General features: G+C 72.6%; 21 protein-coding genes. 10 read left to right on the top strand and 11 right to left on the bottom strand.

Translation table 11 applies throughout. The features are described from left to right. Positions 1-189: 189 nt before the first annotated feature. From AC3EUV_RS23065 to AC3EUV_RS23055, 3 genes are all read left to right on the top strand, one after another. Positions 190-990 (top strand): GntR family transcriptional regulator, encoded by an 801-nt coding sequence (locus AC3EUV_RS23065; RefSeq protein WP_435603774.1) that lies wholly within the window; start codon positions 190-192, stop codon positions 988-990. Beyond that, positions 975-2,078: a sulfite exporter TauE/SafE family protein gene (locus AC3EUV_RS23060; RefSeq protein WP_435603773.1), complete on the top strand. Its 1,104-nt coding sequence runs from the start codon at positions 975-977 to the stop codon at positions 2,076-2,078. The genes AC3EUV_RS23065 and AC3EUV_RS23060 overlap by 16 nt, the downstream gene beginning before the upstream one ends. A 67-nt stretch (positions 2,079-2,145) precedes the next feature. Next, the gene (locus AC3EUV_RS23055) at positions 2,146-3,360 is read left to right on the top strand and encodes an NAD(P)/FAD-dependent oxidoreductase (protein WP_435603772.1); all 1,215 of its coding nucleotides are present in this window, start codon (positions 2,146-2,148) and stop codon (positions 3,358-3,360) included. 72 nt (positions 3,361-3,432) lie between these two features. Here AC3EUV_RS23055 and AC3EUV_RS23050 read toward each other — a convergent pair whose 3' ends face one another. Both AC3EUV_RS23050 and AC3EUV_RS23045 read right to left on the bottom strand, forming a co-directional pair. Next, the gene (locus tag AC3EUV_RS23050) at positions 3,433-4,536 is read right to left on the bottom strand and encodes a MerR family transcriptional regulator (RefSeq protein WP_435603771.1); all 1,104 of its coding nucleotides are present in this window, start codon (positions 4,534-4,536) and stop codon (positions 3,433-3,435) included. Positions 4,537-4,692: 156 nt separating this feature from the next. Further along, complete coding sequence (locus AC3EUV_RS23045; protein ID WP_432143101.1) at positions 4,693-5,991, bottom strand: amidohydrolase; 1,299 nt, start codon at positions 5,989-5,991, stop codon at positions 4,693-4,695. Between the two features lie 228 nt (positions 5,992-6,219). On the opposite strand from AC3EUV_RS23045, the gene AC3EUV_RS23040 reads away from it, so the two are divergent. The 4 genes from AC3EUV_RS23040 (at position 6,220) to AC3EUV_RS23025 (ending at position 10,884) form a co-directional block, all read left to right on the top strand. After that, positions 6,220-7,251 (top strand): methyltransferase, encoded by a 1,032-nt coding sequence (locus tag AC3EUV_RS23040; RefSeq protein WP_432143100.1) that lies wholly within the window; start codon positions 6,220-6,222, stop codon positions 7,249-7,251. 105 nt (positions 7,252-7,356) lie between these two features. Continuing rightward, the gene (locus tag AC3EUV_RS23035; protein ID WP_432143099.1) at positions 7,357-8,514 is read left to right on the top strand and encodes a low temperature requirement protein A; all 1,158 of its coding nucleotides are present in this window, start codon (positions 7,357-7,359) and stop codon (positions 8,512-8,514) included. 419 nt (positions 8,515-8,933) lie between these two features. Next, entirely contained in the window at positions 8,934-9,770 is an 837-nt protein-coding gene (locus AC3EUV_RS23030; RefSeq protein WP_432143098.1) for a L,D-transpeptidase family protein, read from the top strand. Continuing rightward, on the top strand, positions 9,763-10,884 hold the full coding sequence (locus tag AC3EUV_RS23025) for a P1 family peptidase (protein ID WP_435603791.1): 1,122 nt from the start codon (positions 9,763-9,765) through the stop codon (positions 10,882-10,884). The genes AC3EUV_RS23030 and AC3EUV_RS23025 overlap by 8 nt, the downstream gene beginning before the upstream one ends. Before the next feature lie 121 nt (positions 10,885-11,005). On the opposite strand, the gene AC3EUV_RS23020 is transcribed toward AC3EUV_RS23025, so the two are convergent. Beyond that, positions 11,006-11,722: a VIT1/CCC1 transporter family protein gene (locus AC3EUV_RS23020; RefSeq protein WP_435603770.1), complete on the bottom strand. Its 717-nt coding sequence runs from the start codon at positions 11,720-11,722 to the stop codon at positions 11,006-11,008. A gap of 83 nt (positions 11,723-11,805) precedes the next feature. On the opposite strand from AC3EUV_RS23020, the gene AC3EUV_RS23015 reads away from it, so the two are divergent. Beyond that, positions 11,806-12,417: a YIP1 family protein gene (locus AC3EUV_RS23015; protein ID WP_432143096.1), complete on the top strand. Its 612-nt coding sequence runs from the start codon at positions 11,806-11,808 to the stop codon at positions 12,415-12,417. Between the two features lie 70 nt (positions 12,418-12,487). Here AC3EUV_RS23015 and AC3EUV_RS23010 read toward each other — a convergent pair whose 3' ends face one another. Then, on the bottom strand, positions 12,488-12,853 hold the full coding sequence (locus AC3EUV_RS23010; protein WP_432143095.1) for a hypothetical protein: 366 nt from the start codon (positions 12,851-12,853) through the stop codon (positions 12,488-12,490). 327 nt (positions 12,854-13,180) lie between these two features. On the opposite strand from AC3EUV_RS23010, the gene AC3EUV_RS23005 reads away from it, so the two are divergent. Next, positions 13,181-14,596 (top strand): CaiB/BaiF CoA transferase family protein, encoded by a 1,416-nt coding sequence (locus AC3EUV_RS23005; RefSeq protein WP_435603769.1) that lies wholly within the window; start codon positions 13,181-13,183, stop codon positions 14,594-14,596. 81 nt (positions 14,597-14,677) lie between these two features. Beyond that, a complete protein-coding gene (locus AC3EUV_RS23000; protein WP_435603768.1) occupies positions 14,678-16,021 on the top strand; it encodes a L,D-transpeptidase in 1,344 nt (447 codons plus the stop codon). A gap of 119 nt (positions 16,022-16,140) precedes the next feature. Here AC3EUV_RS23000 and AC3EUV_RS22995 read toward each other — a convergent pair whose 3' ends face one another. From AC3EUV_RS22995 to AC3EUV_RS22965, 7 genes are all read right to left on the bottom strand, one after another. Continuing rightward, entirely contained in the window at positions 16,141-17,046 is a 906-nt protein-coding gene (locus tag AC3EUV_RS22995) for an NAD(P)-dependent oxidoreductase (protein WP_488187984.1), read from the bottom strand. A 286-nt stretch (positions 17,047-17,332) separates the two neighbouring features. After that, the gene (locus AC3EUV_RS22990) at positions 17,333-18,667 is read right to left on the bottom strand and encodes a hypothetical protein (RefSeq protein ID WP_435603766.1); all 1,335 of its coding nucleotides are present in this window, start codon (positions 18,665-18,667) and stop codon (positions 17,333-17,335) included. Between the two features lie 86 nt (positions 18,668-18,753). After that, entirely contained in the window at positions 18,754-18,972 is a 219-nt protein-coding gene (locus AC3EUV_RS22985; protein ID WP_435603765.1) for a DUF397 domain-containing protein, read from the bottom strand. Continuing rightward, on the bottom strand, positions 18,948-19,799 hold the full coding sequence (locus tag AC3EUV_RS22980; protein WP_435603764.1) for a helix-turn-helix domain-containing protein: 852 nt from the start codon (positions 19,797-19,799) through the stop codon (positions 18,948-18,950). Before AC3EUV_RS22980 ends, AC3EUV_RS22985 begins: the two co-directional genes overlap by 25 nt. Before the next feature lie 170 nt (positions 19,800-19,969). After that, positions 19,970-22,054, bottom strand: a complete 2,085-nt coding sequence (locus AC3EUV_RS22975) for a PTS fructose transporter subunit IIABC (RefSeq protein ID WP_435603763.1) — start codon at positions 22,052-22,054, stop codon at positions 19,970-19,972. A 177-nt stretch (positions 22,055-22,231) separates the two neighbouring features. Continuing rightward, entirely contained in the window at positions 22,232-23,179 is a 948-nt protein-coding gene (gene pfkB, locus AC3EUV_RS22970) for a 1-phosphofructokinase (protein ID WP_432143077.1), read from the bottom strand. Continuing rightward, a complete protein-coding gene (locus AC3EUV_RS22965) occupies positions 23,176-23,958 on the bottom strand; it encodes a DeoR/GlpR family DNA-binding transcription regulator (RefSeq protein ID WP_432143113.1) in 783 nt (260 codons plus the stop codon). Before AC3EUV_RS22965 ends, pfkB begins: the two co-directional genes overlap by 4 nt. Between the last annotated feature and the right edge of the window lie 214 nt (positions 23,959-24,172).

Genomic DNA, 24,172 nt, shown 5'->3' with positions numbered 1-24,172 from the left:
ATGCACGGATGTACGTACATTAGGTAGCCGGAGGGCGGGCGACAAGCCGCGCAGGTGTGAATGACCCGTCACCCCGTATGGATCCGACAGCAATTGATGGGCCACCAACTGGCCGATCGAGGCTTGCGCTCGGCGTCCAGCGCTCCGGCAGCACCCTGCAACCCCCGTACGCCCGCGGAGGAATCCACCATGACGACCGAGCCGCCGCACGGTGCGCACGGCCCGCGTCCCCTGGACCGGCGCTCGCCGCTGCCCCTGTGGGCGCAGCTCTCCGCCGATCTGCGCCGCCGGATGGAATCCGGAGCGTTCCATGCGGAGTTCCCGGCCGAGCACCGGCTCACCGTCGAGTACGAGGTCAGCCGGCACACCGTCCGGGAGTCGCTGCGCAAACTGCGTGCCGAGGGCCTGGTGATCGCCGAGCGCGGCCGGGCGAGCCGGCTGGACACCCGTCGCATACAACAGCCGCTGGGCTCGCTCTACAGCCTCTTCCGTGAGCTGGAGGGCCAGGGGGTGGAGCAGCGCAGCGAGGTGCTGCGGCTGGAGCGGACCGTGGAAGGGACGGTCGCGGGGCATCTGGGGCTGGTCCCGGAGGCGCCGCTGGTCGTGCTGGAGCGGCTGCGGCTGGCGGACGGCGAGCCGCTCGCGCACGACACCGCGTATGTGCCCGCCGAGGTTGCCGAGCCGTTGCTGGAGGCCGACTTCGGGCACACCTCGCTCTACGGCGAGCTGACGCGGCGCTGCGGGGTGAAGGTCACCGGTGGGCGGGAGCGGATCCAGCCGTTCCTGCCGGACATCCGGCAGGCGTGGCTGCTGGGGCTGGCCGATCGGGAGGCGGCGTTCGCCATCGAGCGGCTCGGGCAGGCCGGGGAGCGGCCGGTGGAGTGGCGGGAGACGGTGGTGCGCGGCGACCGGTTCACGTTCGTCGCGGAGTGGTCCGGTGACAGCCGGGCCGTCGCCCTTGCGCCGCGGGCCTCGTGTCCGTCCTCGTAGCCCTGGCGGCGCTGCCGTGCGGGTTGCTGATCGGTCTGCTGCTGGGTGCGCTCGGCGGCGGTGGTTCGGTGCTGGCGGTGCCGGCGCTGGTCTATCTGCTGGGGCAGTCGCCGCACGAGGCGACCGCGGGGGCGCTGGTCGTCGTCACGGTCGGCGCGGTGACCGGGCTGCTGTGTCACGGCCGGGCCGGGCGGGTCCGGTGGGCGGCCGGTGCGGTGTTCGGGGCCCTGGGGACGGCGGGCAGCTACCTCGGCTCCCGGTGGAGCGCGGCGCTGGACCCCACGGTGTTGATGGCGGCGTTCGCCGGGCTGCTGCTCGTGGTGGCGGCGATGCTGGTGTTACGGGGGCGGGGCGAGCGGCGGGCGGCTGCGGGCAGCCGTCCCTTACGGGACCCCGGGGAGGGCACGCCGTTACGGGACGCGCCGGAGGCTGTGCCCTTACGGGGGGCGGCGGGGGCGGATTCCTTGGGGGAGCCCGGGGAGTTGCCGTCCTTACGGGAACCGGCGGAGTCGCGGGCCTCGCAGGAGACCGCGGAGGAGTCAGCCCCGGAGGAGTCAGCGGAACCGGTGTCCCTGCCGGCGCCCGCGGAGTCGCCCTCCCCCCAAGAGCCCGCAGAGACGCTCTCCGCACAGGAGCCCGCGGAGACCTCACCCTTACGGGACAACGCGGCCCCGGCGCCCTCCGGCAAGGTGCGCGGCTCGGCCCGCCCCGTGCCCCCGCGGCCGGTTCGTTTTGCCGTGACGGCCTCCGCCGTCGGGCTGCTCACCGGGGTCTTCGGGGTCGGTGGCGGCTTCGTCGTCGTGCCGGCGCTCACTCTGGTGCTGGGGCTGGAGATGCCGGTCGCGATCGGTACCTCGCTTCTCGTCATCCTCATCAACTCCCTTACGGCGCTGGCCACCCGGGCGGGCACCGGGGCCCTGGACTGGCCGCTGCTGGCCGCCTTCGCGGCCTGTGCGGCGCTCGGCAGCAATCTCGGCAACCGTCTGACCACCCGGCTGCGCCCTCAGGTGCTGGCCACGGCCTTCGCCTGTCTGGTCACCGTCCTCGCCGTCGTCATGGCGGCCACCGCGCTGCCCCGTCTCTGGTAGCTCCACTCCCGACACCCCACGCCCCGTTCACCGACCACCCGATTCCCACCACCTCCAGGAGGAGCACATGGCCCCCGCACCCGCCGCCCCGTCCCATCACCAGGTCCTCATCGTCGGCGGCGGCACCGCAGGCATCACCGTCGCCGCCCGGTTACGCCGTGCCGGTGTGCGGGACATCGCGCTGCTGGAGCCGTCCGAGACGCACTGGTACCAGCCGTTGTGGACGCTGGTCGGCGGCGGTCAGGCGCCGCTGCGCGCGTCGCTGCGCACCGAGGCGGACGTCATGCCGCCGGGGGTGCGCTGGCTGCGGGAGCGCGCCACCGCCGTGGACCCGACCGCGCGGACGGTGACCACCGCCTCGGGCCGGGTCCTCTCCTATGGGCGGCTGGTGCTCGCGCCGGGTCTCCAGCTCGACTGGGACGGCGTGCCCGGTCTCGCCGCGGCGCTCGGCCACGGCGGGGTGAGCAGCAATTACCGGCCCGATCTCGCGCCGCTGACCTGGGATTTGATCCGCCGGATGCGGAGCGGGACGGCGGTGTTCACCATGCCGTCCGGGCCGGTGAAGTGCGGCGGCGCCCCGCAGAAGATCGCGTATCTGGCGGCGGATCACTGGCGTAAGCGCGGGGTGCTGGGGGCGATCCGCACGATTCTGGTGCTCCCGGAGCCCGCGATGTTCAAGGTGCCGGTGTTCTCCCGTGCGCTGACGGAGACGGCCCGGCGGTACGGGATCGAGGTGCGGCTGAGTTCGGAGATGACCCGCCTCGACGGTGCGGCGCGCGAGGCGGTGATCACCGATCACACCACGGGCACGGCCGAGACCGTCCGCTACGACCTGCTGCACGCGGTACCGCCGCAGCGCGCCCCCCAGTGGCTGGCGGACGGCCCGCTCGCCGACCCCGACTCCCCTTACGGGTACGTCAAGGCCGACCGGGAAACACTCCAACACCCGGATTTCCCGAATGTGTTCGTGCTCGGCGATGTCGCCAATCTGCCGACGTCCAAGACGGGCGCCGCGATCCGCAAGCAGGCTCCGGTCGCGGTCGCCAATCTCCTCGCCGGGCTGCGCGGCCGTCCCGCCACCGCCCGCTACGACGGCTACACCTCCTGTCCCCTGGTCACCGCCCGGCACAAGATGCTGCTCGCCGAGTTCGACTACGACCTTCAGCCCACCCCTTCGATCCCCTTCCTCGACACCACCCGGGAACGCACCGACATGTGGTTCCTCAAGCGCTACGGCCTGCCGCAGCTCTACTTCAAGGGCATGCTCAAGGGCCTGGCGTAACCACACCCCCCACCGGGCAGGGCTCATGCAAGGGGCCCGCCTACCCCCTAAGGGACCGCCCCCGACCCCGCCCTATCCCCCCGTCACCTCCCCCACCGCACACCCCACGTTGTCCGGCGCCCCCGCCTCGCGGGCCAGCCGGATGAGTTCGCGTACGGCCTGGTCGGGGTCGTCGGCCGCGGTCAGCACCTGCTGGATGGTCGCGGCCGGCAGCACCCCGGCCAGGCCGTCGGTGCACAGCAGGTAGCGCTCTCCGGGCAGGGCCTCCAGGAGTTGCAGATCGGGGGCGAACTCGGTGGCCGCGTCGAGGGACCGCAGCAGCTGGGCGCGCTGCGGATGCGAGGCCGCCTCCTCGGGGGTGAGCCGGCCCTCGTCGATCAGTGACTGGACCAGGCTGTGGTCGTGGGTGATCTGGAAGAGGCCGGAGTCGCGCAGGACGTAGGCGCGGGAGTCCCCGATGTGCAGCAGCGCCAGCTGTGTGCCGGAGCGGAGCAGCGCGGTGAGGGTGCTGCCGGTCGTACTGCCGGTCGCGTCGTTCGCCACCGGGGCGGCGCGGTGGGCGCGGTGGGCCGCCTCCTCCAGGGCGCCCAGCAGGTCCGCCGAGGTCAGGTCCTGGTCTTCCAGGTCCTTGAGTGCGTCGATGGCGGCGGTCGCGGCCGGGCCGCCGTCCGGGCCGTAGCCGTCGGCCACGGCCAGTAGCCGGGGTCCGGCGTGCGCGGCGTCCTGGTGCGCCGGGCGTACCAGCCCCTGGTCGGTCAGGGCGGCGTAGCGCATCGTCAAGGGAGTGTGTGGTGTGGTCATGGCGGTGTTCTTCCTCTCCAGCTGGTCGACGAGGAAGGCGGCGAGGTCCCGGCGGGCCGCGGTGTCGGCCTCGACCTGCGCCCAGTACGCGGCGACCGCTACGGCCGCCGCGTCCGGTGCCAGCTCGCACACCTCGCGGATGCGGGCCAGCGGCATCCCGAGCCGGCGCAGCCAGGCCACCAGCCGGGCCCGCTCCAACTGGGCGGGGGCGTAGTGGCGGTAGCCGCTGTGCGGGTCGACATGGGCCGGGGGCAGCAGGCCGAGCTCGTCGTAGAGGCGCAGCGCCTTCGGCGAGAGCCGGGAGGCCCGGGCGAACGCCCCGATGGTCAGCAGCGCACCGTCGTCGTACGGCGCCGTGCGCCCGTCTGCGTCCACCCGTCCGTCCTCCTCGTACCGGGCACCTCGCCCGGCACGCCCGATGCTGGGGCCTGCCCCAAGGGCAAGGTCAAACACGGCCGTTGACCCGCCCGAACCCCCGGCCCCGCCGCCCCCTCACGCCCGCCGCCTCACGCCCGCCGCCTCACCGCCCCCTCACCCCTTCGCCCCAGCTCCCAGCCGACTGAGCGCGGCCGCCGTCATCGCCTCCACGCCCATGCTGAGGGTCGGCCGGACCACGGGGACGAACTGCGGGGAATGGTTCGACGGGATGTCCTGGGCGAGCCGGCCGGCTGCCAGTGCTGTCCGGAACTCCTCCGGGTCCCAGCCGCCCAGCCACCAGTAGTAGAGCGGGGCCCCGGCGGCGGTCGCCAGCAGGCCGGCGTCCTCACTGCCGGTGGCCGGGTCGTAGGCGAACAGCCGCTGGGCGCCGAAGAGTTCGGTGAACTGCTCGTTGACCTCCCGCAGGGTCGTGGGGTCGTTGACGGTGACGGGGAAGGAGTCCAGGACCTCGGTGTCGGGTATGCGGTCCGCGCCGGAGGCGGCGGCCTCGGCGCGCGCGATGCGGTCGATGGCGGCGAGCACGGCGGTGCGGACCGTTTCGTCGAAGGTGCGGACGCTGAGGCGTATGACGGCGCGGTCGGGGATCACATTGGCGGTGTCCCCGGCGTGGAAGGAGCCGACCGTGACCACCGCCTGGTCCTTCGGGGCGACCTCGCGGGCCACTACGGACTGCACCCGCTGGACGAAGGACGCCGCCATCAGGATCGGGTCGGTGGTGGTCTCGGGGCGCGAGCCATGGCCGCCGGTGCCGTGGAAGGTGATCTCCAGGCTGTCGGCGGCCGCCATGCAGGGGCCGGGGCAGTAGGCGATCAGCCCGGCGCCGAACGGGGCGACATGCTGGGCCAGCACGACATCGGGGGTGGGGACCAGGCCGGCGCTGTAGAGGCCGGCGTCGAGCATGGCGCGGGCGCCGCTGCCGACCTCCTCGGCGGGCTGGAAGAGCGCGATCAGGGTTCCGGACCAGTGGTCGCGGCCCGCCGCGAGCAGGTCGGCGGCTCCCAGCAGGCAGGTCACATGGACGTCGTGCCCACAGGCGTGCATCCGGCCGGGGACCGTGGAGGCGTAGTCCAGGCCGGAGTTCTCGGTGACGGGCAGTGCGTCCATGTCGGCGCGCAGCAGGGCCACGGGGCCGGGGCCGTTGCGCAGTACGCCGACGACGCCGGTTTCGGCGATGCCGGTGGTGACGTCATAGCCGCAGGCGGTCAGCCGGCGGGCGGCCTCGGCGGCCGTACGGGTCTCCTGGAAGCCGAGTTCGGGGTGGCGGTGCAGGTCTTCGTAGAGGGCCACGAGGTCCGCGAGACGGTCGTCGAGCGGGGCCAGGACGGTGGCGGGGGCGGAGCTGCCGCGGTGGCCGGCGTCAGCGGTCGTGCCTGTCGTGTCGCTTTCGCTCATACCGGCATTCGACCATGGAACCGCCCGCCGGCACCGTGCCGGTGGCCCCGGCATTCCCCGGAGCCGGCCCCTAAGGGCCCGCGCGGCCGGCCACCGCTGGCCGCCCGCCCTGGCCGGACTTCGCGGTTGCCGTTCCCTCCGCCCGTGACACCGGAGCCCGCGGCTGCAACCGTGGATCACGCCTGCGACCGGGATCAGCGAGCCCGAGCCGATGACTGGAGGCTGACGTTGGCCACTTCCCCCAACCGACCGACCGGCGAGCCCCGCGACCTCACGGCTCATCTGATGGATCTGGCGCTGGGCCATCTCTTCTCCGCCGCGCTGCGCACGGCGGCGCAGCTCCGCCTCGCCGACCATCTCGCCGAGGGGCCGCGCACCGCCGAGCAGCTGGCCGCGAAGACCGGCACCCACGCCCCGCATCTGCGCCGTGTGCTGCGCTATCTCGCCACCCGCGGCATCTTCCGGGAGGACGCCGCGGGCGCCTACCAGCTGACGCCGGCCGCCCAGCCGCTGCGTACGGATGTCCCCGACTCGCTGCACGCCGCCGTGCTGATGGCGACCGACGAGCTGTTCCTGCGGACGTCGGCCGCCCTGCCGGAGGCCGTGGTGCACGGCGGCGCGTCCTTCGAGCGGATCTTCGGGGCGCCGCTCTTCGCGCATCTGCTGTCGGATCCGGCCGCCCGCCGGCTCTTCGACGACGGGATGTCGTCGGTGTCCGCCCCGGTGGACGAGGCGGTGGGCGCCGCCTACCCCTTCCCCGCGACCGGCACGGTCGTGGACATCGGCGGCGGCCGCGGCGGGCTGCTGCGCGCCGCGCTGCGCCGCCATCCGCAGCTGTCCGGTGTGCTCTTCGACCAGGCGCCGCCGCTGGCCCACCACCTCCTGGACGGCGACGAGTTGAAGGGCCGCTGGCGCACCCAGGAGGGCGACTTCTTCGAGTCCGTACCGGAGGGCGGTGACCTCTACGTCCTCAAGCACGTGCTGCACGACTGGGCGGACGAACCGTGCCGGCGCATCCTGCGCAGCTGCCACCGGGCGATGGCGGCCGGCAGCCGGCTGCTGGTCATCGAATCGGTGCTGCCGCCGGGCAACGCCCCGCACTTCGGCAAGACCATGGACGTCGCGATGATGGCGGTGCTCGACGGGCGGGAGCGCACCGCGGAGGAGTTCGCGACGCTGCTGTCGGCCGGCGGATTCCGGCTGACGCGGGTGCTGCCCACCCCGGCGTTTCCCTCGATCGTGGAGGCGGTCGCCGAGTAGCCGCCGGCCCCGGGCGACACGCCGCGCCCCGCTCCCCTCGTTGGCGGTATGGCCGGCCCGCGCTCTACTGAGGGCGGCCGCCCCCGCCCGACGAGAGGAGCTGAGGTGCCGGTCCTCATGCGGGCGCGCAGCCGCGACGAGCGGCACCGCGCCGCCACGCCGCTGGAGCTCCTCTTCGACCTGTGCTTCGTGGTGGCGGTCGCCCAGGCCGGCCGCCAGCTGGCGCACGCGCTCACCGAGGGGCACCCGGGGCACGGCGTCTCCGGCTATCTGATGCTCTTCTTCGCCGTCTGGTGGGCCTGGATGAACTTCAGCTGGTTCGCCTCGGCGTACGACACCGACGACGCGCTCTATCGCGTGGTGACGCTCGTCCAGATGGCGGGGGTGCTGATTCTGGCCGCGGGCGTGCCACGGGCCTTCGAGCACAGCGATTTCACCGTCATCTGGTTCGGGTACCTGGTGATGCGGCTGGCCATGGTCACCCAGTGGCTGCGGGCCGCCCACGGGAGCGCGGGCGCCGAACGGCGCACCGCGCTGCGCTACGCCCTGGGGGTGACGGTGTGCCAGATCGGCTGGCTGGGTCTGCTGGTGCTGCCCGAGCACGACATCCCCTATGTGTTCGTGGTCGTGGGCCTACTGGAGCTGGCGGTCCCCGCGCTGGCCGAACGGGAGCGGCAGACGGCCTGGCATCCGCATCACATCGCGGAGCGCTACGGCCTGTTCACCATCATCGTGCTGGGCGAGACGATCGCGGCGGCCACTCTGGCCGTGCAGGCGGCGCTGGACAGGAACGACGCGCTCGACACGCTGCTGCCGATCGCGGGCGGCGGGCTGCTGCTGGTCTTCGCCGCGTACTGGATCTATTTCGCGGCGCCCATCCACCTGCATCTCCGCTCGAACCGTCAGGCGTTCCTGTGGGGCTATGGGCATTACCTCGTGTTCGGCTCGGTGGCCGCGGTCGGCGCGGGCATCGAGGTCGCGGTGGCGGAGTCCTTCGGCCGGGCGCATCTGTCGGCGTTCGCGGCGGCCGCCTGTGTCACGGTGCCGGCGGCGCTGTTCCTGCTCACGGTGTGGCTGATCCACTCCCGGCACCAGAAGCGCGGCCCGGCCCAGCAGCTGGTGCTGCCGGTGTCGGCGCTGCTGGTCCTGGCGTGCACCTTCGCCGGGCACGGCGCGGTCCTGGCGACCGGACTGGTGGCCTCCGCCACCGTGGCGGCCGGCGTCACCCTCACCTCCCGTCAGGGCACCGCCCTGGTGGAGTGAAGGCCCCCGTCACCCATCTCGACGATCCCCCGGCACCGATCTCGCCGAAGGTGCGGCCACCCGCCCCCGCGCCCCTCCGGCCCCTCCCCCGACCGACGGACCTGACGCCCCGTCCGGCCCTGCCGCCGCCCTGATCCCGCATCAGATTCGGCCATCTTCACCCCTCCGCCGGATGAGGGCCCGTCAGCAGCACGGACACGGCCACACCCCACCCCATTGCCCGTCAATTACCCACCAATGGAGCCCACTTCCCGCCACTTCGGGCGCTTGTTCCCCCTTGTCCACACCGTCCAGCGGAGGCGCGGGGACGCAGAACCGGTAGGGTGCAGATTGCCCTTTTTATGACAGGGGTGTCCTTGTGGGAGACCCACAGAAAGCCCCGGGACCGACCGCCGTCCGTACCTGAGGAGACGCCAGCCATGGCCCGCCACGCTCAGTCCCGCGCCCCGCGGACGAGACTGTCCCGGCGCAGCAAGGCCGTGGGCGGTCTTGCCCTCTCCACCCTGGTCGGCACCGCCCTGTGGGCGTGGCCTGCCTCGGGCGACGACCACAACAGCGGGACCGACGCCAAGAGCACCATGCTGACGACGGCTTCCGGCCCGGACACGCCACGTACACCCGTGTCCGCGCCGAAAACCGCCCCGAACGCCGCACCGAACGCCCCGGTCGGACGGCCGATCCCGGGCCTCAGCGACGCGGCCAGGAAGCGCCTACCTGCCGACTCCCGCCAGGTACTGGTCGTCACGGGCCAGGACATGAACTCGATCAAGTCCCGTGTCGTCCTCTACACCCGCGAGGAGGGCTCGGACGACTGGGAGCCGGGCCCCACCTGGTACGCGCACAACGCCGCCCGCGGCTGGACCGACGACCACCGCTACGGCGATCTGCGCTCGCCCATCGGGGTCTACTCCCTCACCGACGCGGGCGGCCTGCTGCCCCCGCCCGAGGGCACCAAGCTCCCCTACGACCGCAACGGCAGCTTCGTCGCCGACGGCACCGGCGTCGAGGGTGAGCCGCTGGCCGGCGCCTTCGACTACGTCATCGCCATCAACTACAACCGCGAGCCGGGGACCTCCCCCCTGAACCAGCGGCGTCCGTGGGGCGCCGCCAAGGGCGGCGGCGTCTGGCTGCACGTCGACCACGACGGCCCCACCCAGGGCTGCATCAGCCTCCGGCCCGCGGTGATACGGGAGCTGCTGCGCACCCTCGACCCCGACCTGCACCCGGTCATCGTGATGGGACCGGCCGATTACTGAGCAGCCGACGGGCCGGCCGCACCCCACGGGGCCGCAGGACGCCCTCACCGACGTCCTCGGCCTCCGGGTCGGCCACGCCCAGCGCATCGGTGACGGCTATCTGACCGGCACCACCGTCGTCCTGGCCCCCGAGGGCGGTGCCGTCGCGGCGGTCGACGTACGCGGTGGCGGCCCCGGCACCCGGGAGACCGACGCGCTGGACCCGCGCAACCTCGTCCAGCGTGTCGAGGCGCTGGTGCTGACCGGCGGCAGCGCCTTCGGTCTTGACGCCGCGTCCGGTGTCGCCGCCTGGCTGGAGGACCAGGGCCGGGGCTTCCGCGTCGGCCCCGACCCCGCCCAGGTCGTCCCGGTCGTCCCGGCCGCGGCCCTCTTCGACCTGGGCCGCGGCGGCAACTGGCGGGCCCGCCCCGACTCCGCCCTGGGCCGGGAGGCGGCCGCCGCCGCAGCGGCCACCGAGCCCGGCGCTCCCGTCGCCCGGGGCAACACGGGCGCCGGCACGGGCGCGGTGGCCGGCGGCCTCAAGGGCGGCACCGGCACCGCGAGCACCGTCCTCCCCTCGGGCGCCACCGTCGCCGCCCTGGCCGCCGTCAACGCCGCGGGCTCCGTCACCGACCCGCGCACCGGCGCCCTCTACGGCCATCTGTACGAGGACCCCACCGCCCTGCCGTCCCCTGAGGTGCACGCCGCAGCCCTGCGCCGCCTGGCCGAGGCCCGGGAAACCTCCCTGACCCGTTCGGCCGCGTCCGTCGTCCCCCCGCTCAACACCACCCTCGCCGTGGTCGCCACCGACGCCACCCTCACCCGCGCCCAGGCCCACAAACTCGCCGGCACCGCCCACGACGGCCTGGCCCGTGCCCTCCGCCCCGTCCATCTCCTCTCCGACGGCGACACGGTCTTCGCCCTGTCCACCGCCACCCGCCCCCTCACCCCCGACGACTCGCCCACCGACCCCGCCTTCGGCATCCACACCGAAGCCGGCGCCCTGAACGACCTCCTCGCCGCCGGCGCAGACGTCCTGACCCGCGCCGTGGTCAACGCCACCCTCACCGCAGAAACGGTGCGCGGCCCCGGCGGCATCTTCCCGTCCTACCGCGACCTGTATGGGACGGCCTGAGGGCGGCGGAACAGGCCCCACCCACGCCCGCGCCTGCCCGCCCGCCCGCCGTACCGACGGACGCCACGGTGGGAGAGCCACCCACCCACGTCAGCCCCCCACGCCCCCAAACCCCACCCCCTCAAACCCCCACCGCCCCCAAAACCGACCCCGCCCCATACGTAACCCCCATAGCCACCACCCCACCCCCCACATTCCGCAACACCGCCCGCCCCACCGGCGCACTCCCCAACCGCGCACTGCTCCACCCACACAACGCCAGCGCCACCACCACGGCCCCCACCGTGATCCACAACCGATACGCGGCCGGCGGCAGCACAATCGCCAGCAACGGCAGCAACGCCCCCACCGTGAACGCGAGAAAGCTCGCCCCCGCCGCATGCCACGGATTGGTGAGTTGGTCGGGATCGATGCCCAACTCCACCTCGGCATGGGCCCGCAGCGCATCGTGCTCGGTGAGTTGCTCGGCCACCTCCAGGGCCAGCTGCGCGTCCAGCCCCTTCCCTTCCAACATCCCCGTCAGCTCGATGAGTTCCGCCTGCGGCTCGGTCGCCAGCTCCCGCTTCTCCTGCGCCAGCGCGGCCTTCTCCGAATCGCGCTGAGTGGAAACCGATACATACTCACCGGCCGCCATCGACAGGGAACCGGCCAGCAGCCCCGCCAGCCCCGCCGTCAACAACACGCCCCGTGAGTCGGTGGCTCCGGCGACCCCGACGACGAGCCCGGCGGTGGACACGATGCCGTCGTTGGCCCCGAGGACCGCCGCCCGCAGCCAGTTGAGCCGGCTACCGAGCCCGCCGCCGTGCGCCTCGTCGTGGTCCGGTGTCTGCAAGGTCATCGGCCGAGCGTCTCACCCGTACCGGCCGTGCCCCGCTCGACGCCCCCGCGCCGCCCCGGAATGGCCGGTGGTAGAAACGGCTTATGTCCGCACCGCCCCCTCAGCCTCCACCGCCCACGCTCGTCCAGCCGGCCCCCGGCAAGCCGGCTCCTCGTCGCCGACTGTGGTGGCACCGGCTGATATTCGGGCTCTGGTACCGCCCGGTGGAGGTGCTGGACGAGGCGCGGGACCGCAGTGCCTGGAGCGCGGCGGTGCTGCTGTCGCTGATCAGCGGTGCCATCGGGGTGCTGTCGGTGGACGCGTTCCACACCCAGTGGGCCGTCGACCGCATCGCGGGCCTCCAGCTCATCGGGCTGGCCGAGGCGGGGGTGCTGGCCGCCAGCTTCGTGCTGGGCGCGGTCGCCCATGCGATCGCCCGCACGCTCGGCGGCATAGGCCGCTTCGCGCCGACCGCGAGCCTGTTCATCGTGCTCTTCTGGGTGACGGATCTGCCGCGGCTGGCGATCGCCGCCTGGCTGCCGACCGACGCCACCTTCGTCCAGGCCGCGACCTGGACGACCTGGGGCTTCGGCTATGTCCTCGCCATATTGCTCATACGGGGCCAGCACCACCTGTCGACGTGGAAGTCGGCGGCCGCGGTCTCCGTACAGATGCTGGCCGCACTGGCCCTGCTGCGGCTGGGCCCGGTCCGCTGAATCCGGGGCCGGCCCACGCGGCCGGTCCCTACGCCCGGTCGGCCACGACGGGCCAAGGGCTATGACCCGCTCAACTACGGCTGCTCAGCTGCCGTACGAGCCCCTCGAAGGCCGCCCGCTCGGCGGCGCTCAGCTCCACGCACTCCGAGGGCGGCCCGCCCGGCCCGGTCTGCCGCGGCACCGATCCGAGCAGTTCCGGCTGTGCGGGCAGCTCCGTCCCGGGCAGCCCCTCCGGCCCGGGTGCGGCGAACGAGCCACCCGGTGCGAAGCGTCCCCGCGACGAATACCGTGCCCGCATCTCCCGCTGGTCCCGCCGCAGGGCGGCCTCGTACCGGCCCCGTCGCAGCAGTCTGGTGATCCCGATGGCCCAGATGACGCCCACGGCGACAAGGACGCCGAAGCTGATCTGCTGAAGAATTGGAGCGGAGGGAAGCATGTGGTCCTCCCGGAGGGGTGAGGCGCTGGGCCAGGACTTGTCAGTGGACGCCGCGGACTGATCCGGGCCGATCCGAAAGAAACAGCCCGGAGGCCAGTAGACACCACTCCCCGGGGGTTCGGACAGGAGATCTTGGGCCGTACGTCCCGAAGTGACACATCTCCTATGACATATCGCTACATTCCCGGCACGCCCCATGAAGGCGCCACCCCATGAGGCCGCCCCGGCAGGATTGCCCCCGCCCCGTTGGACACCCCGGAGGCTTCCGCCCGGCGAAGATCGTCCCGGACGATGACGTCACCCGTCCGCGACGTGAGGAGTACGCACGTGCCGCAGCCGCACCGGCCGCAGCCCCGGCCGCCCGCCGGCGCCACCCCCGCGTCCGCCGACGCCACTCCGCCCGGTGCACCGCCCGCCCGCGCCCTGGACGGCATCCTCGTCGCGGACTTCAGCCGGGTACTGGCGGGACCGCTGGCCGCCGCGACGCTCGCCGACCTCGGCGCCGAGGTGATCAAGGTCGAACGGCCCGGCACCGGAGACGACACCCGCGCCTGGGGCCCACCGTTCGTCGCAGACCCCCCGTTCGCCGCAGAGCCCCCGTCCGGCACGGACACCCCATCCGGCGCGAGGCGGGCACGGCCCAAGAACAGCACCCCGCCCGAGGACGGCCCGCCACACAAGGACAGCACCCCGCACCGCGGCACGGCCGCCTACTTCGACGCCGCAAACCGCTCCAAGCGCGGCCTGGCCCTGGACCTCGCCGACCCGGACGACGCGGCCGCGGCCCGCGAGTTGGCGCGCCGGGCCGACGTACTGATCGAGAACTTCCGCCCCGGCGCGCTGGCCCTCCCCCAAGGACCCGACAAGCTCCGTCCAGGGGGGACCCCCATCGGCCTGGACCACACGGCCACCCGCGCCGCCAACCCGGGCCTGGTGCACTGCACGATCACCGGCTTCGGCTCCGGCGCGGGCGCCCGGCTGCCCGGCTACGACTTCGTCGTGCAGGCCGTCGGAGGGCTGATGAGCATCACCGGGGAGCCCGGCGGCACCGCTCTGAAGGCGGGCGTCGCGCTGGTGGACGTACTGACCGCGAAGGACGCCACCACGGGCATCCTCGCGGCGCTGCGCCACCGCGACCGCACCGGCCGCGGCCAGCTGGTCGAGGTCAATCTGCTCTCGTCGCTGCTGGGCTCGCTGGTCAATCAGGCGTCCGGTCATCTGGCCACCGGGCTCGACCCGGGCCCGATGGGCAATCGACATCCGAGCATCGCCCCGTACGAGACGCTGGCCTGCCGCGACGGGCAGCTGCTGGCGGTGGCGGTGGGCAATGACCGTCAGTTCCGGGAGCTGGCGCGGGCACTGGGCGCGCCGGAACTCGCCGGGGACGTCCGGTTCGCCCGCAACGAGGACCGGGTGCAAAACCGTACAGATCTCATCAAAGCGCTGGAGGCGCGGCTGGCCTCCGATACCCCGCGCGGCTGGACCGAGCGACTGACCGCCGTGTCCGTGCCGTGCGGTCCGGTCAATACCGTCTCCGAGGCCCTGGAGTTGGCGGCGCGCCTCGGTCTCGATCCGGTGACACCGGTTGGGGAGGGGCGCGTCCCCCAAGTCACCAGCCCACTCCGCCTTTCGGGTACCCCGGTGACCCAACCCTTCGCTCCACCCCGCCTGGACGAACACGGCACGGCACTGCGAACCTGGCTGTCAGGGTCGTCCGACGACCCCTTGCCACCGCGCATGTGACCTTCATCACAAGAGAGCCGTACCCGCAACCAAATCCGCCCGCTCGTGCTGTTTACCAGCACGGATCACAACACCCCTGTTATGGAGCAGCTCGTGACAACGCCGGACAACCCCGCGCCCGCTCGGTCCCGCACCCCGCACCAGCTGCTCCCGTCAGTCGAGCAGCCGGCGCCGGGCACGCCGCGCCGCAACCGGCGGATGCGCCGCACGCTCGCCGTGACGGCCCTGTTCGCCGCCGGCGCGCTGACCCTGTCCGCCTGTGGCGGGGACGCCTCGGCCGGTGGCAACGACGATGGCAAGAACGGCCAGGCCGGCGCGGACGCCGCGGCCGCCAAGAACGCCTCCGACGTCAAGATCAAGGTCTCCTCGGACGACGGCGCCACCAACGCCAGCATCAACGACACCGGTGTGAAGGTCACCGACGGCAAGTTGACCGAGGTGAAGCTCACCGACGCCAGCGGCAAGGACGTCGCCGGCGCCATATCGCCGGACGGCACGTCCTGGAAGCCGGGCGTCCAGCTGGAGCGCGGCACCAAGTACCGGATCGTGGCGAAGGCCAAGGACGCCAAGGGCCGGGCCGCCACCGAGAACGCCTCCTTCACGACGGTGTCCTCCGCGAACAGCTTCATCGGCAGCTACACCCCCGACGACGGCAAGACCGTCGGCGTCGGCATGCCGGTGTCCTTCAACTTCGACAAGGCGATCACCAACAAGAAGGACGTCCAGTCCCACATCACGGTGACCTCCAGCAGCGGCCAGCAGGTCGTCGGCCACTGGTTCAGCACCCAGCGCCTCGACTTCCGGCCCGAGGACTACTGGAAGGCCGGCTCCAAGATCACGATGAAGATCGACCTGGACGGGGTCAAGGGCGGCCAGGGCATCACCGGCGTCCAGTCCAAGACGGTGACCTTCACCATCGGGCGCTCGCAGGTCTCCACCGTCGACATGAACACCCAGACCATGACGGTCAAGCGCGACGGCAAGACCCTCAAGTCCGTCCCGATCTCCGGCGGCAGCCCCGAGAACCCCACCTACAACGGCCAGATGGTGATCTCGGAGAAGTTCGAGCAGACCCGTATGGACGGCTCCACGGTCGGCTTCAAGAACAAGGACGGCAAGGGCGAGTACGACATCCCTGACGTCCCACACGCCATGCGGCTCTCGGCCTCCGGCACGTTCCTGCACGGCAACTACTGGGGCTCCCCGTCCATCTTCGGCCAGGCCGGCACCAGCCACGGCTGCGTCGGCCTGCGGGACAACAAGGGCGGCGGGGGCGACACCCCGGGCAAGTGGTTCTTCAACCAGTCCCTGATCGGCGATGTCGTCATCGTCAAGAACTCGAAGGACGAGACCGTCAAGCCCGACAACGGCCTCAACGGCTGGAACATGTCCTGGTCCGAGTGGAAGGCGGGCAGCGCGGCCTGACGGACGGCGCTCGCGAGGCACATCTGAAGGCGGTGGCCGGTCCCCTGGCAGGGGGCCGGCCACCGCCTTGCCCGTACGGGACCGCCCCCCATTGCCCGTACGGGACCGCTCCGTGCGCCTCAGCGCGGGTGTACCAGCTCCACCAGGCCCGCCAGCCCCTCCCTGCCATGGCCGTCCGCCACCCGCCGCTCCATCAGGGCGAACAGCGGCGCGAACAGTTCCGGGCTGACGCCCTGGGCGCGGCTGACCTCCCCGATGCTGTCGTGTGCGACCTGCATGGCGAGGGGGGACCCGGTGACGGTGTAGTCACCCGAGTCGATCTGTGCCGCCATCGCGGGCAGGCCACCGGCCATCGCCGCCAACCACGGCTGAAGCAGCGTCGTGGTGAACTCCGCCACCGGGCCGCCCGCCGAGCGCACCAGCGCGGCCGCGTGCAGAAAGCCGCCGAACATGCCGTACATGCCGCTCAGCAGCGCAAGGTCGTGCAGCGGCGCGAGCCCTGGGTCCTCACCCAGGTAGACGCTGCGGGCGAACGCGTCCAGCACCTCCCGGTGCGCCGCGAATGCCTCCCGCGAGCCGCTGTAGAGCACGAAAGCCTCCGGGCTCGCGATGATCTCGGGCACGGCCATGATCCCGCCGTCGAGGTAGTCGGCCCCGAGAGCCGTCACCCGCTCCGCCATCGCACGGGCCTCCTCGGGCGACCCGTTGGTCACATTGACCACCACCCGCCCCTGCAACGCCGCCCGCCCGCCGCCCTGTTGCTCCAGCAGTGGTCCGATATCGCCGTAATCAAGGATGCAGACGAGCACGATCTCACCGGCCCCGACCGCCTCGGCCACCGACCCGGCCCGCCGCGCCCCACGCGCCACAAGCCCCTCGGCCCGACCGGGCGTCCTGTTCCACACGGTCACGTCATGCCCGGCCCCCAGCAGCGCCTCCGCCAACGCCGCCCCCATGCTCCCCAGCCCAAGAACCGCCACACGCTTCTTCACCGTCGTCACGAACCGAACTCCCGCCTCACTCATTGCGCATGATTCAACGGCCGCCCGAGGGTTCCGGAGGCCGCCTCCTCAGTCTTGGCCGGAGCGCGACAGGGGACAAGTACCTACTTTTTGGTGCGTACTTACCTTTGGGTGCGTGGCCGTGCAGGGCCGTGGGGGAGAGGACCGCATCGCTGGATCGCCGTCGACATGGCGAAGGGCCGCCCCTCGCGCAGGAGGGACGGCCCGTCCGGTGTCGGTCAGTGGCCGCCGGGGCGGGCCGTCAGCCGCTGCTGCGACGGCCCGTTCGGTCGCTGCCCGGTGCGACCCGTCAATCGCTGTCGGGGGCTGCCCGGGACGTCCGCACCAACAGGGCGGCGAGCGGTGCCAGCAGACCGGCCGCACCGGCCCACAGCCGCCACGCACCGTTGTCCGGCACGGCCAGCAGCGCCCCCATGCTCACCAACGAGCAGACCAGGCAGGCCAGCAACGGCTTCGGGACGGTGGCGGACCAACCGGCGCCGAGGTCCAGCAGCCGGACCTGCCGCCCGGCCCCGGGAAGCGCCCTGCGGTCCGGGCCCGGCGTGGCCGCCCCCATGTGATGCGCCACACGGGCCGGCACCGCACCCGGCAACTGCCAGCCGTCGTCGCCGATCAGCTCGGCGAGCATGTCCTTGCCCCGACGCCGCTGCGGATGCCACATCAGCCGCCCTGAAGCTCCTGCCAGGACGGTCCCCGCGACGGTGCTGGACAGCTCACCGTGGAAGGGGACGGTCCGGTCCGTGCCGTCGACGGCGAGCAGCAGACACTTCAGCTGCCGGGTGCTGTCCCGGCGTTCGCGCGCGGTCATCCGATCCGTGCCCTCGGCCGGCGGGGCGTCGGTATGCTTTCCGCCGCCCGTGACGCGGACCCGCAGGGCGACCCAGCCCTCGCCGGTGCTGCACGCACCCCGACGCGTGACGCCCTCCCGCCACCAGCCTGCGCAGAGTGCCAAGGTCACCAGGATCCAGAAACCGGCGGCCACCCAGAACGTGGCGGCTTCCACCGTCCGCCCGGCCAACTTTCGTTCCACCTCGGCCTGTTGATCGTCACCCACGGCCCCCAGCTCGGGGTGCGCCGGGACGTAGCCGACATACATCTCACCGCCGACCTCCTGGCGCCGTTCGGTGTCCGCCGTGAAGCTCGCCGGAACCCCGCGGCCACCCCACTGCCCGTTCGCCGGCGGAAGGAGGACGGTGTACTGGGCCGTGGCGTCCGCCTGCCGCCCGCGCCCCTCGGTCACCTCGTGCTCGATGGCGGTGATACGGAGTTTGCCCGTCACCGCTCCGGCCTCGCGCAACGCCGCCGCCCGGCCTCCGGAGTCCGGTTCCGCCACCGCGAGCACGATCCACAGGCACACCAGCGTCGGCAGGCCGGCGAGCAGACCGACGGCACGGAGCGACGGCCAGGGCGTGCCGTGCAGCCGTTCCGCGAGGCCGGCGGAGCGGTCGCCTCCCGGTGCCCCGGCCCCGAGAAACAGCCATGCCGCGGTGAGCACCACCAGCGCGAGCGGCGCGGCCACGGTCACCCACCGGCCACTGCGTACACCGGCCGGAACCGACTGCTCCTGGCCGCCTGGCCGGACCGGCTTGGACAAGGTCACTTCGGACGGCTGCTCGCCCGTCATCCGAACGCTCCGAGCTTGTCCGTGTCCGGGGATTCCGTCATCTTCTCCGTGCCTTCGGGCCGATCCCCTGGGACCAGGGTGTGGGGTCAGGCGCGGGGAAGCCCGTCGCTCTTCACGGCGGTGACGAAGGATGCCCAGGCGGGCGCCCCGAAGAGGAGGGCGGGGCCATGGGGGGCCTTGCTGTCACGGACAGGAACAAGGGCGGGGAAGCCGTCGGCCACCTCGACGCACGCGCCGCCTTCTTGGTTGCTGTAGCTGGACTTACGCCATCGAGCGGTACTCACTTCGAATCGGGGAGCAGACATGGGACTTCCTCCAGGAGACGCTGGATGAACACCGCGGACTCACGCGGGGACAGCGCGTGGTCGCGCAGCCGATCGTAGCTGAACTGAAGCTGCTCAACTCCGGCGTTTTCCTCGACCAGTTGCCCGTCGTACCCAGTCTCCACCCAGGCGACTGTTCTGCCCTCCGGCAGTCGCAGAAGTGCGGTATCCGTGTTGATCAGCTCGCACGGCCCAGCGGCGAACAGGAGGATCTGGAGCGTCACATTGGTCTGCCCGGCGATCTCGTTGAGGAGCTTCAGCTGCTCCTGCCACTCCTCGCGGTCCAGCAGCGTGCGACGCAGCACGTTCTCGTCGAGGATCGCGCGGAATGGCGGCGCCCCGTCCTCGGACAGGATCTCGCGGCGAGTCATCCGCGCCGCCACCTGCTGGTCGAGTTTGGCGCCCGGCCCTAGGCTGCCACGAAGCAGCAGCCTGCGGGCGTACGCCTCCGTCTGTAGCAGGCCCGGCAACACACACGGCGAGTACCACAGAATGCCTGTCGCTTCGGCTTCAAGAGTCATGTACCGCCGATACTGCTCCCGGAACTGCGTAGGATCCCCCGCCGCCAACTCCCAGAGCGTCAGCAGCAGTCCAGCTGTCCCGTAGTACTGGTCCAGGGCCTGCGCCACCTCCGGGCCGCCCAGTGTCTGGCCGCTCTCCATCTTCCCGAACAGCGACCAGTCCCACCCCAGCGCTTCACCGAGCTGCCGGAGGCTGTCGCCCTTTTGGGCCCGTAGTAATCGCAGCTCCTCCATGAACCGTTGGCGGGGCTCCTGACTGCGACCGGTGACCGCTCGCCTCGGCGGCATGGCGACCTCCTCCGTGGAAGGTGTGGAACTAACGGTGCGTGGCGACGAATTACCGCGGACAAGCGGCATTCGCGCCCAATTCCGGGCCCATTCACGTAAGGGCCGGAATACGCACGGTAGTGGTCCGCCAGGGGCTCGGGCAGGGAAACGGCAGACAGAGGCGGCGGGGATCAGGCGGCCGCCGGTACCTCGTTCGGGGTGTCGGCCGGGAGGGGCGCCGGGTGGGTGGGGGACGGCTTGCGCAGGCCCTTGAGGAGGATGACCAGGGCGGTGCTGACGCCCGTGCCCGCGGCGATGGCGAGGAGGTAGAGGAGGGGCTGGCCGATCAGGGGGACGACGAAGATGCCGCCGTGCGGGGCACGGAGGGTGCAGCCGAAGGCCATCGAGAGGGCGCCGGTGACCGCGCCGCCGGCCATCGCGGAGGGGATGACGCGCAGCGGGTCGGCGGCCGCGAAGGGGATCGCGCCCTCGGTGATGAAGGAGGCGCCGAGCACCCAGGCCGCCTTGCCGTTCTCCCGTTCGGCCTTGGTGAAGAGCCGGCCCCGGACGGTCGTGGCCAGCGCCATCGCCAGCGGCGGGACCATCCCGGCCGCCATCACCGCGGCCATGACCTTGAGGCTGCCCTCGTTGGGGTTGGCGAGGCCGCCGACCGCGAAGGCGTACGCCACCTTGTTGAGCGGGCCGCCGAGGTCGAAGCACATCATCAGGCCGAGGATCACGCCCAGGATGATCGCGTTGGCGCCGGTGAGGCCGGACAGCCAGTCCGTCAGCCCCTTTTGCAGCGCGGCGATCGGCTTGCCGATCACGAGGAACATCAGGAAGCCGACGATCGCCGCGGAGATCAGCGGGATGACCACCACCGGCATGATGCCGCGCAGCACCGGTGGGATGCGGACCCGCTGAATCGCCATCACCACGGCGCCCGCGAGCAGGCCGGCGATCAGGCCGCCGAGGAAGCCCGCGTTGATGGTGAGCGCGATGGCGCCGCCGACGAAGCCCGGGACCAGGCCCGGCCGGTCCGCCATGCCGTACGCGATGAAGCCGGCCAGGACCGGGACGAGGAAGCCGAACGCGACGCTGCCTATCTGGAAGAGCAGCGCCGCCCAGCTGGCGGACTCGGTCCAGAGGAAGTGCTCGGCGACGGACGGCGCCTTGTTGATCGTGTAGCCGCCGATGGCGAAGGCGAGCGCGATGAGCAGGCCACCCGCGGCGACGAACGGCACCATGTAACTGACGCCGGTCATCAGCCACTTGCGCAGCCGGGTGGCGAAGTTGTCGCCCGGCTCGGCTGCCTTGTCCATGGGGGCGGTGGCCCGCGCCGGGGCGCTGGTCTCGCCGTGTGCGGCCTTCTGCCGTACTTCGGCGATGAGTTCGGCGGGGCGGTTGATGCCCGCCTTCACTCCGACGTCGACGGTCGGCTTCCCGGCGAAGCGTTCCTTCTCCCTCACCTCGACGTCATGCGCGAAGATCACGCCGTCCGCGTCCGCGACCAGCTGCGGGTCGAGCCGCTGGAAGCCTGCCGAGCCCTGGGTCTCGACGAACACCTCGACACCGGCGGCCTGTCCGGCCTTCTCCAGTGACTCGGCGGCCATGTAGGTGTGCGCGATGCCGGTGGGGCAGGAGGTGATGGCGACGATGCGGAAGGGGGTGGGAGGGGTCTCGGTGGCGGGCTGGGTGGGTGCGGGCTCGGCGCCCAGCTCAGCGGCCGGCTCGGCGGCCGCCGCAGTGGGCGTCTCGTCGGCCGCCGCGGTAGAGGTCTCGTCGGCCACCGCCACGGTCGCGGCCGGCTCCGCCTCCCCCTCGGCCGCCCCCGGTTCGTCCCCCCGAATCAGCCCCGCCGCACGCTCCGGTTCAGCGGCGGACCGCAGCGCGCCCGTGAAGCTCTCGTCCATCAGATGGCGGGCGAGGGTCGAGAGGATCGACAGATGGTCGGCGTCGCCGCCCGCTGGGGCCGCGATCAGGAAGACCAGGTCGGCGGGGCCGTCCGGCGCGCCGAAGTCGATACCGGAGGCGCTGCGTCCGAAGGCCAGCGTCGGCTCCGTGACGTGCTCGCTGCGGCAGTGCGGAATGCCGATCCCGCCGTCCAGACCGGTCGGCATCTGGGCCTCGCGTGCGGCGACATCCGCGAGGAAGCCCTCCAGATCGGTGACGCGACCGGAGGCGGCCATCCGCTCGGCCAGGGACCGGGCGGCGGCTTCCTTCGTTTCTGCGGACAGGTCGAGGTCGACCAGTTCCGCGGTGATCAGCTCACTCATCGCGGGCTCCCTTGCACGCGGTACCGCCGTTCGGGCGGTGGGGACGGGACGGGGGGTGGCTGAGGTGGCGCCCGGTGCGGGCCGGGGGAACGGCGGAGGGGATGCAGGGATGCGCCCCAGACCCGGCAGCCCCTGCTCCGTACGCGGCGGTCACGGCACCGGCCCGGCACGCGCTCCTCATGGCACCGGCTCCATGAGCGGGCGGTCGAACGGGATCGCGTCGGTAGTACGGACCGCGGCGGTGTCCAGGTCGTCCGGAACCGGCATCTGGCTGCCGGGGAGTTGGACGGCGGCCGCGCCGTGGGCCAGGGCGACGGCCAGCGCCCTCGGGCCCGTGCCGCCCGCCGTGAGGAAGCCCGCCAGGGAGGCGTCGCCCGCACCGACGTTGCTGCGGACGGCGGCGACCGGGGCGTTGCCGTAGTAGGCGCCTTCGTCGTCGACCAGGAGCTGGCCGTCGGCTCCCAGGGAGGCCAGTACGGAGCGGGCGCCCCGGGCGCGCAGTTCCTCGGCGGCCTTGACCACGTCGCCGAGGGTGGTGAGCGGGCGGCCGACGGCCTGGGCGAGCTCCTCGGCATTCGGCTTGACGACGTCGGGGCGTTCGCGCAGCGCCGCGGTCAGCGAGGGGCCCGAGGTGTCCAGGGCGATCCGGGCGCCGACCCGGTGGGTGCGGGCGACCAGTTCCGCGTACCACTCGGGGGCCAGGCCGCGCGGGAGGCTGCCGCAGCAGGCGATCCAGTCGGCGCCCACGGACCGCTCGCCGACCGTGGCGAGCAGCTCCTTTGACTCCTCGTCGGTCAGCTCGGGGCCGGTCGCGTTGATCTTGGTGAGGGTGCCGTCGGGTTCGGCGACGGAGATGTTGGAGCGGGTCTGGCCGGCCACCGGCACCCCCGCCACCTCGATGCCCTCGGCGCTCAGCAGCCCGGCCAGCGCCGCGCCGGCGGGTCCGCCGACCGGGAGTACGGCGAGGGTGCGGTGCCCGGCGGCGGCGACCGCGCGCGAGACATTGACACCCTTGCCGCCGGGGTCGATCCGGTCGCCGGTGGCCCGGAGCACGGCCCCGCGGTCCAGCGCCGGGACCTCGTACGTACGGTCCAGGCTGGGGTTGGGGGTGACGGTGAGGATCATGCGCGTACTACTTCCGTGCCCGCGCGCTCGATGGCGAGGGCGTCGTCGGGGCTCAGACCGGTGTCGGTGATGAGCAGGTCCACGTCCGACAGCTCGCCGAAGCGGGCGAAGTGCTGCTGCCCGAACTTGGCGGAGTCGGCGAGGAGGACCACCCGGCGGGCGGCGGTGATCAGCGTCCGCTTGACGGCGGCCTCCGCGAGGTCGGGGGTGGTCAGTCCGCCGTCGGGGGAGAAGCCGTTGGTCGCGAGGAACAGCACATCGGCGTTGATCTCGCGGTAGGCGCGCAGCGCCCAGTCGTCGACCGCGGCCCGCGTACGGCGCCGGATGCGGCCGCCCACGAGGTGGAGGGTGAGCCCCGGGTGGTCGGCCAGCCGCGCGGCGACCGGCAGACCGTGGGTGACGACGGTCAGCTCGGCCTCCAGCGGGATCTCGGCGGCAAGCCGGGCGGCGGTGGTGCCGGCGTCCAGGATCACGCTGCCGGAGCCGCCGATGCCGCCCTCGCCGCCGGGGAGCTCGGCGAGCGCGGCCCGTGCGATGCGCTGTTTCTCGTCGGCGGCGACGGCGTCCCGTTCGGCGAGGTCGGGCTCGAAGTCCAGCCGGCCGGCCGGGATGGCTCCGCCGTGCACCCTGCGCACCAGGCCGGCCCGGTCCAGGGCCTTCAGATCGCGCCGCACGGTCTCGGCGGTGACCTGGAACTCCTCCGCGAGGGAGAGCACATCGACCCGGCCGCCCTCACGGGCGAGCCGCAGAATCTCCTGCTGGCGCTCCGGTGCGTACATCAGCGTGAGTCCGTTCATGCCCGAGCCTGTGGTTCCAGCGCGAGACTACGCCCGGATTCTCGCGAAGTAAACAGACCCGGGCGTCAGGCGGACTCAAACGGACATCTGCTCGGGGAGGAGGTGTCGATGCTCTCCGCGGCTCCGGACGCAACGGAGCCCCGACGCCTTGAGGGCATCGGGGCTCGTCCGTCACAGACCAGACCTCGGCTGTCGG

This window comes from Streptomyces sp. bgisy130 (assembly GCF_057708345.1).
Note: the sequence above shows the minus strand (reverse complement) of the source record. Positions and strands in the feature narration are given on the sequence as shown.

What these genes read in the sequence shown, in the direction of transcription:
- AC3EUV_RS22975 (WP_435603763.1), bottom strand. Translation starts at nt 22,054, where the DNA reads ATGAGTGAGCTGATCACCGCGGAACTGGTCGACCTCGACCTGTCCGCA.
- AC3EUV_RS22980 (WP_435603764.1), bottom strand. Translation starts at nt 19,799, where the DNA reads ATGCCGCCGAGGCGAGCGGTCACCGGTCGCAGTCAGGAGCCCCGCCAA.
- AC3EUV_RS23030 (WP_432143098.1), top strand. Translation starts at nt 8,934, where the DNA reads ATGGCCCGCCACGCTCAGTCCCGCGCCCCGCGGACGAGACTGTCCCGG.
- AC3EUV_RS23000 (WP_435603768.1), top strand. Translation starts at nt 14,678, where the DNA reads ATGGAGCAGCTCGTGACAACGCCGGACAACCCCGCGCCCGCTCGGTCC.
- AC3EUV_RS23015 (WP_432143096.1), top strand. Translation starts at nt 11,806, where the DNA reads ATGTCCGCACCGCCCCCTCAGCCTCCACCGCCCACGCTCGTCCAGCCG.
- AC3EUV_RS22995 (WP_488187984.1), bottom strand. Translation starts at nt 17,046, where the DNA reads ATGAGTGAGGCGGGAGTTCGGTTCGTGACGACGGTGAAGAAGCGTGTG.
- AC3EUV_RS22965 (WP_432143113.1), bottom strand. Translation starts at nt 23,958, where the DNA reads ATGTACGCACCGGAGCGCCAGCAGGAGATTCTGCGGCTCGCCCGTGAG.
- AC3EUV_RS23045 (WP_432143101.1), bottom strand. Translation starts at nt 5,991, where the DNA reads ATGAGCGAAAGCGACACGACAGGCACGACCGCTGACGCCGGCCACCGC.
- AC3EUV_RS23020 (WP_435603770.1), bottom strand. Translation starts at nt 11,722, where the DNA reads ATGACCTTGCAGACACCGGACCACGACGAGGCGCACGGCGGCGGGCTC.
- AC3EUV_RS23065 (WP_435603774.1), top strand. Translation starts at nt 190, where the DNA reads ATGACGACCGAGCCGCCGCACGGTGCGCACGGCCCGCGTCCCCTGGAC.
- AC3EUV_RS23055 (WP_435603772.1), top strand. Translation starts at nt 2,146, where the DNA reads ATGGCCCCCGCACCCGCCGCCCCGTCCCATCACCAGGTCCTCATCGTC.
- pfkB (WP_432143077.1), bottom strand. Translation starts at nt 23,179, where the DNA reads ATGATCCTCACCGTCACCCCCAACCCCAGCCTGGACCGTACGTACGAG.
- AC3EUV_RS23010 (WP_432143095.1), bottom strand. Translation starts at nt 12,853, where the DNA reads ATGCTTCCCTCCGCTCCAATTCTTCAGCAGATCAGCTTCGGCGTCCTT.
- AC3EUV_RS22985 (WP_435603765.1), bottom strand. Translation starts at nt 18,972, where the DNA reads ATGTCTGCTCCCCGATTCGAAGTGAGTACCGCTCGATGGCGTAAGTCC.
- AC3EUV_RS22990 (WP_435603766.1), bottom strand. Translation starts at nt 18,667, where the DNA reads ATGACGGGCGAGCAGCCGTCCGAAGTGACCTTGTCCAAGCCGGTCCGG.